The 7,549-nt window shown below is 58.4% G+C and carries 4 protein-coding genes; 2 read left to right on the top strand and 2 right to left on the bottom strand.

Translation table 11 applies throughout. The features are described 5' to 3' along the window. The first annotated feature begins 406 nt into the window (after positions 1-406). Entirely contained in the window at positions 407-2,260 is a 1,854-nt protein-coding gene (locus BN873_RS12295; protein WP_171820471.1) for a DUF11 domain-containing protein, read from the top strand. Between the two features lie 126 nt (positions 2,261-2,386). Here the strand turns inward: BN873_RS12295 and BN873_RS12290 are convergent, their stop codons facing one another. Both BN873_RS12290 and xrtT read right to left on the bottom strand, forming a co-directional pair. Then, on the bottom strand, positions 2,387-4,555 hold the full coding sequence (locus BN873_RS12290; RefSeq protein WP_048674093.1) for a VIT and vWA domain-containing protein: 2,169 nt from the start codon (positions 4,553-4,555) through the stop codon (positions 2,387-2,389). 94 nt (positions 4,556-4,649) lie between these two features. Continuing rightward, entirely contained in the window at positions 4,650-6,155 is a 1,506-nt protein-coding gene (gene xrtT / locus BN873_RS12285; protein WP_048674091.1) for an exosortase T, read from the bottom strand. A gap of 225 nt (positions 6,156-6,380) precedes the next feature. Here xrtT and BN873_RS12280 point away from each other — a divergent pair, with 225 nt between their 5' ends. Further along, a complete protein-coding gene (locus tag BN873_RS12280) occupies positions 6,381-7,262 on the top strand; it encodes a hypothetical protein (protein WP_048674090.1) in 882 nt (293 codons plus the stop codon). The last annotated feature ends 287 nt before the right edge of the window (positions 7,263-7,549 follow it).

Raw genomic sequence — 7,549 nt, 5'->3', positions numbered from 1 at the left:
AGCTGGTTTGAGGCGAAACTCGCTATCATCCGCCCCGCCATCCGCACCTATCTGACTAATCCACTTTACAGGCTACCGGCAACTGCGTAACTCCTATCAATAATAACTTTATTTATCTACTGTAAAAATGCAGTGAAACTGATATCAGTCAGAACCATGACCAGTATTTCAACGTGGAGGCTCGTTGGGCCAATGGCTCGGCGCTGCAATGAATAATTTTTAATCGAGATAGATCAAGGAGATGGAGATGAACAGTATTCTGCTAGCCAACGACCGCATTGAGAGAGAGATAAAACGGTTATTGGCCCGCGTCCGACGGCAAAACCGCGAGTTATCCAGTCATTTGGTGCAAGCTCTTCGTATCGGGACGACAAGGCGTTCACCGGGTGCGATGGTGCTAGTTCTGATGGTGGCAACCGCGCTGAGTTTGCCCGCCTATGCCCAAGTGGCGGTGGAGTGGGCCGCTCAAGGTGGGGGCGGTTTGATGGGGAGGGATGCCGCCGATAACCTCTTTACAGCAGCTTCCGGCGGCCAGACTCCCGGCGGTGATATTTTGTTGACCAAGCGCAATTCATCCGGGGTCGTTCAGTGGCAGGTTTCGTATGACAATCTTGAAAATTCAACGTTCGAGGCTCCGACTTGGGTCGCAACCGATCAGGCTGGAAACATCATTGTTACTGGCAATCGGATGTCTGGAATTTCAAATCCGGTCAATGCCGCCAGCATTGTCATGAAGTTTGATCCGTCCGGCAATTTACTGTGGAGACAAGTCTATGAAGGATCATTTGATGGGTCCTACACGAAGAAAAGCTTGATCGACTCGGATAACACTATTTATGTGTTGGGTATCGGGCAAGGGCCTGCGGGTAGGGTAACAAAGGTCAAGAAATTCACCCCTGACGGCGCGGCGTTGTGGTCTTACTTTGATTCAACCGGCATTGGATCGCCGCTGAATATGAAATTTGCTCCCGACGGCAATATCTTAATCGTCGGTTCTGCTACGACCATCATAAAAGGATTCGCCAAAATCGATAAAAATGGCAATCACTTATGGAATAGCTCCCTGAATGGCGATGGCAGGGCGGACGCAGCCGGTGATCAGTTTGGCAACACGTATCTGGCGAGCGGTCCAAGCTTGAAGAAAGTTTCTCCGACGGGGCAGACCCTTTGGGAGCGCGCCAACCCCATTTCTGGCTCTTTTGTGGAAGTCGGCAGCGACAACAACCCGGTGATCAGTGGACTTCCCAATCCGGCCACGGCGGGCGTGGCGTTTGCTAAGTTCAACAGTAATGGTGGCTTGCTGTGGCAAAATCTGGATGCTGACGGGCGTTCCTTGGTGTTGATTCCAAATTCGTATGAGATGAAATTGGATGAGTTCAACAATGCCTACCTCGGCGCGGGAAATATCGGCGTGATGGGCGTTTCCAAGGTCAACAGCGACGGAACTTCCGCCTGGACAGCAACCGTGCAAGGTTTCTATGCCAGCACCGTAATTGAATTTGGCGCTGGCGGCAGCAACGGTATTTATGCGAGCGGCGGGGGCATGGCAAAGTTCGTGCAAGGCCCCGACGTGCCAGCGGAAGCCGATCTCGGCTTAAGTTTGACCGCATTTCCGAGCACGGTCACGCAAGGTCAACAGGTTACTTATACCATCCAGGCCACCAATAACGGCCCCGCGTTGGCCAGAGACATCATGGTCACCGGAAGCTTGCCCGCTTGCGCTATCGGCCAACTGGCGCCAGGCGCGACCGCGCGTTGCACGCGAACCGCAATCGCCGCTGCGCCCGGCGCGTTCACCCAGACCATGACCGTGGACAACGGTGCTCAACCCGATCCCAACCCTAGCAACAACAGCCAGACCGTGAGTACCCAGGTGACTCCGGTCAGCAACGCGACCGATCTCTCGCTCGTCATGGTCGATGCGCCCGATCCGGTTAGGAGAGGCTCCAATGTTATTTATACCCTGACCGTGGCGAATAGTGGGCCAGCCAATGCCAGCAATGTTGCGCTCACCGATGTGCTGCCCGCTAACACTACTTTGGTCAGCGCCGTCTCGACCAGCGGGCTATGCAGCGGTGCGGGAACGGTGAGTTGTTTGCTCGGCACGCTGAACGCGAACGCCACGGCGACCGTGACGATCACGGTTCGGACGCGGCTCAGAGGAACGATCAACAACAGCGCCAGCGTGACTTCCGATGCGAGTACGACGGATTTCAACACCGCCAATAACAGCGCAACTGCGGTCACGACGGTCAGGTGATTGAGTGATTTGCCTCTAAAAACAATCCCCACTGCCCTTGCGAGCGGTGGGGGTTGACGGCTTACCCCAATGCCGACCGCTATCGACCGGCATTTGCTAAAGGTTCTACTCTCCAAAACCAACCGCTCAATAAGCGCGTTGCGCTCCAGGCTTACGCATCAAAAAGCCGGCCAGCAACCAGCCCATCAGCATCAAACCGAACCATGTTTCCGGTTCCGGCCCGCCGTGACCGGTGAAGGCCACCGTACCCGTCACTGGAACTGTACCTGCTGGTTCACCGTAGGCTCGTTCGGAAACTCCCTTGACCTGTGGCACTGCGACCGGCAGGGTGGGGGTATTCGCGGCATTAGTGTTGTAAATCTTCTCCGAGACGGCGACGAAGGCGGTCCACGGTGTCACCAGAGAAAAGTTCAAGCCCAGATCGGTAATCTGCTGCTTGAGCGCTTCCTTATTATTAACGGCCTCCTGGCCCGGCCGATGGCCACCGGTCGTCAGTTGATACTGTAAATCGCCAATCACGGAACGCGCCCAGATGATCGGCACCGCTTCGCCCTGGGTGCTGCTTTCGGGCAATTCAATCTTTAGCGGCAACGTCGCCGGCCGACCATGCACCAGGCCGCGCACGGTAATTTCATGCGGGCCGGGACGGTTGTAGCGCCCTTGAATCCGCAACGACTGCCCGGCGAACAAATCCGGAATGGCGTTAGGACTGATTTCGCTCGCTTCCATGCCGCCCCAATCGATTTGAATGTCGGTCAGCACCGGCGATTGCAGGCGGTCGGCCAGTTCGCTGGCGACTTTTTCGACATCCTCAGTCGGGTCCATAGTGCGGGTGAAACCGCGCCCGACTTTGCCCATTTCGCTCAGCAGATAGCGATTGATGCCGGTGCCGACGCCGAAGGCGTACAGCCGTGCTCCGTTCAGATTGGCCTTGAGCAGCGCCAGAATTTCCGCTTCGTTGCCGATATAGCCGTCGGTCAGGAAGGTGACGAGGCGGATGGCGCCTTCTGGAACCGATGGGGCCAGGGCCTGCCGGATGCCGGTGCTCATCTCGGTGCCGCCTTCGCCGCGCAGCGAGTCGGTGTAGCGCAAGCCTGCCGCGATATTTTGTGGCGTCGCCGGTAGCGGTTGCGCGGAAAATTCATTGGCGGAATCGCTGAAGCGAATGATGCGGAAACTGTCGGTGGGGCGCAGTTTGCGCAACGCTGCCCGCATAAAGGCTTTGCTGGCTTCAATCGGCAGGCCGTCCATTGAGCCGGAGCAATCCAGCACGAACACCATCTCGCGCGGGGTGATTTCGTTTTCAGCGGGAACCTGCGGCGGTTCCAGCAGCAGGCTGAAGAACCCACCACGTTGATCACGATAGGCCAGCAAACCGGCCTGAGTGCGTGCCCCGGCCAGGGTATAGCGCAACACGAAATCACGGTTATCCAGGGTGCGGCCGCTGGTCAGGCAGATTTCGGCTTTTTCCTGGTCCGGGGTTTGCGTGGTGATGGGATGGGTGCGGCTTTCAATGGTGTTGATCGCCATACCGGCGTTGATGTGGATGGCTAAGCCGACCCGTTCCGGGTCGATCTGATCGGGCGCACTCAGCTCGAATACGGGCGGATAAGCCGGTAGCTGCTCGACTTCCCATTGACCGTAAGCGGTTTTGCTGTCGGTGCGGGTCGCACCGCCGGAAGTCCCGGTTTTGGCGTCCCAGTGCTGGATGCCGCCGCGCGGCGCGGTTTCACCCGGCGCAACGCCCGCGCCCTGGGGCTGATAACGCGGCCCCACCACCAGCGGCACCACCAGTTCATAAGCACCATCGACCCGCGGCACAGTCTGGGCGTAGGTCAATGTCACCTTAATCGGCAATCCCGGCATCAGGTTGGCGATGTCCTGGGTGAACATGTTGGGGCGATGCTGGGTCAACAGCGCGGCGCTGCGGCCTTCGCTTTGCGCTTTCTTAAACGTGGCACGAGCTTCTTCGATGCGCTGGATCTTGGCCTGCACCCGCTCATCGCCCACTTCCATCACCATCGCGTTGACGGCGGCGGTTTCATTCAGCGGAAACAGATACGTGGCATTGACCGCCTGATTCAGTGGATTGGCAAAGGTCTGGGTCACGGTCACGGTTGCCAGATCGCCCTGTACATCGGCGTCGATGTCCGTTTTCAGCAGCGGAAAGGTGACGGGCTTACCGTCGATTTTCGCCTCAATCCGTCCGCCCAGATCATCGGGCACGATGGCCAGCGCGCCGTTCAGTGGTAGCCAGGCGAGAAGGCTAATCAATAACAATCTGATTTTATTCATGATGAAATCCTCGAATAGTCAATGTTTCACGGTCAGGGGATTAAATGTCCTCTCCCTCCGGGAGAGGGCCGGGGTGAGGGAAATCTCTTATAAATCAGAGCTTCACAGTCAGTGGTTGAGGGGCACCGCGTTGTGCGGACAGGGACAAATCCAGTGCCCGCCACACCGCCGCGTCGAAGTGTTCGATCTGTGTTTCCGGCAGTTCCCACGGCGCAATCCGCTGCACCATCCGCCAAGTGGTACCGGGCGCTTGCAGCCAACGCCAGATCGCCTCGGCGACGTGCGGCGTCCATTCCCCGCGTTCCGAGACGAAACTGACGGTAATCCGCCAGCTTTGGCCTTGTGGGTCGGTACTGCGATACACCGCGCTGGGGGTGACGCCGCCGGTCTGACCCAGATAGCGCACCGTGTGGCCGTTGCCGGTCAGGCATTCTTCGGGAGAGTGTAGATGGCGCAGTGGCGCGGAGGTGCTGACCACCAGCAGGCCAAACGGCCCGTAAGCCGCCCGTGCCGCCCCGCCGCCGTAGCGGGTGAAATACGCTTGCTCCTGGTCGGTCAGCGTGCCGGGCTGGGCGGCGAACAAGGCAATGCGATCCGGTAGTTGCGGTGCGCTTTGCGGGCGGGCCACGTCCAGCGGTTGTGGGGGCAGCATGACGATGCCGGCGCAGGCCAGTAGAAAGGTCAGCCCAACCCAGGGCTTGACGGTGGGGAACGGCGGCGGTGTGCTCGTCGCGGGCGACGTTGGCGGTAACAGAACGATTGCACCGCGAGCGTTGTGTGCCCACAGCAACAGCGGCAATGCCGATAAGCAGAGCGTGCATAAACCCAGCGTGCTGTGCCAGGGTTCGGCGAACACATCCAGGCCACCCAGCGCCTCACGATGCACCAGGCCCACGGCGAGGGCGACAATGCGCAGACTGTTACCTAGGGCCGCCGCCGCCAATGCCAGCAACGCACCAAAAACCGCCTGGCGTGGCTCTGGTCGCGTGAGCGCCGCCAGCGTCACGAACAGCAGCAGCAACAGCAGCAGGCCGCGCGTGCCGGAGCAAGGCAGATCGACCAACACGACCTGTTCATGCCACTGCAATTGCAGCCCATCGCACTGAACCGGCGCCTGACCTAACTTAAGTACGCCGCAGGCCCCGGCAGCGGACACCTGTTGCAGGACAAAGCCAAAGCCGCGTTGCAAAATCCGTTCGATGGGCAGAGCGAACGCGAACAGCAGCGCCAGCCAACCCGCAGCGAGTGGACGACTGCGGTATTGCAGCCCCAGCAACAGGCCGATGGCGTAGACATCGACTGCCAGCGCTGCCGCGCCGAGCGTGTTGATCCCCAACCATTGACCGAGCAGACGCAGCAGCGCGGTCAGTGCCAGCAGGCTGATGCCGTTCAAGCGTTGGTGGCTATCCACCCGTTGCAGCGGGCTGGTCGCGCTCCACAGCAGCAGACTACCGGCCAGCGCCGCCACCCACAAACCCTGGGAATCGTAAGCCGGATCAAACCAGGTCTGTACCAGCCACAGCAACGGGTGAGCGGCCAGCAGGATCAGCCCGACAATCAGGGCCGTGGGACCAAACAGGCAGGGTAGGGGATAGCGCATGGCGAGACTCCTTGAAATCGCCAGCGCAGTATGCAAAGACCGCGTGCGCGCCGGATGGCGCGGTGGTGCAAAGGTGCGGATAAATTGTGCAGAAAGAGTGCAATCGGGCGTTATTCCGACCCAAGATTAACTATTATCCAGAGATTCCGGTCGGAAGTCGGTTGGAGTCGCTCTGCTGACCCTGAGCCGACCAGCGGACTGGCCTGCTATGACAGATAAATAACAATGACAGCCTTTGCGGTATTCCTTCTTTATATGATCGGGATTGCTGGCGCAGCCTTACTGCTCCGTCCCGTTTGGCGGCAATGGCATCTGCCGATGGCCGTGCCGTTGACGTTGCTGATCGTCTTTGAACTCCTCATCAGCATTTTCAACGCCATTCTGCTAGCCCAATCCTCCTTTCCGAGCGCTGCTGACTACTGCCTCGTTCTGAGCAGGCGGTTGCTGCTGTTCATCCCATTGCTGTGGTTCTGGCTGACCTATGAATACATCCGGCGGGTCAAGCTCAAGCCTCTCTATATCGTTCTGATGCTGATTGAGCCGCTGTATATCCTGTTGATTTTCTGGCGCCAGTGGCAGCCGTTGATCCAGGGCCACATTGGCCCCATCCCGCTGGCTTTCTTTTACTTTTTTTACAGCTATGGCTTTGTGCTGGGCAGCATTTTCTGGCTGGCCTGGCATGTGTACCGTACCACTGGCCAGCTTTGGAAAATGCCGGTGATTGTGGTTTTTCTGAGCCTGTTTCCGCTGCTGACAGCGCTGTACGGCGCGCAGATTCTGCCGTATCGACTGGGTCCGCCGATGCTGTTATTGATCCTGGTGCCTGCCGTGCTGCATTTCCGCTGGCTTGCCATCGTGCCCTTGGCGCGGGATCAACTGGCCGATTATCTCAGTGACGGGGTACTGGTGCTGGATGCCCAGAATCGAATCGTCGATGCCAACCCGTCGGCCGTTGCCCTGCTGGCGGAGGCGGTCTCACCCCAGACCCGGCTACCGTATCCTCTGCCAATGCCGGATTACCTGCACCAGGCGTTTGATCTGGACGATACCCAAAAGCAGCAATGCGAACTGGCTCTCACTGTAGTGCCCCAAAAAATACTTCCGTGAGTTAAGAGAGTATAGCGACCTCCTGGGCCAAGACGGCGGCAGGGGTGCGATACGCTAAATGGCTGAGCCGCCAGTAGGGTTGCCCCACAAGTTGCATAAACCTTCTCAAGGAGATGCGCGTGCGATAGCGATGATAAAGCTGGGCCAGGATTGGCATCTTCAAAACCGGGAAATTTTCCTAGGCCGTGCTCACAAAATTGCTAGCGGAGCATGATCACGATGAGGGCGACGGTGACGAAAGCCAGGAAGTTGGTTTTGAGTTTTTCATAGCGGGTAGCGACTCGGCG

This window comes from Candidatus Competibacter denitrificans Run_A_D11 (assembly GCF_001051235.1).
Taxonomy (GTDB): domain Bacteria; phylum Pseudomonadota; class Gammaproteobacteria; order Competibacterales; family Competibacteraceae; genus Competibacter_A; species Competibacter_A denitrificans.
This window is presented reverse-complemented; position numbering and strand designations above follow the sequence as displayed.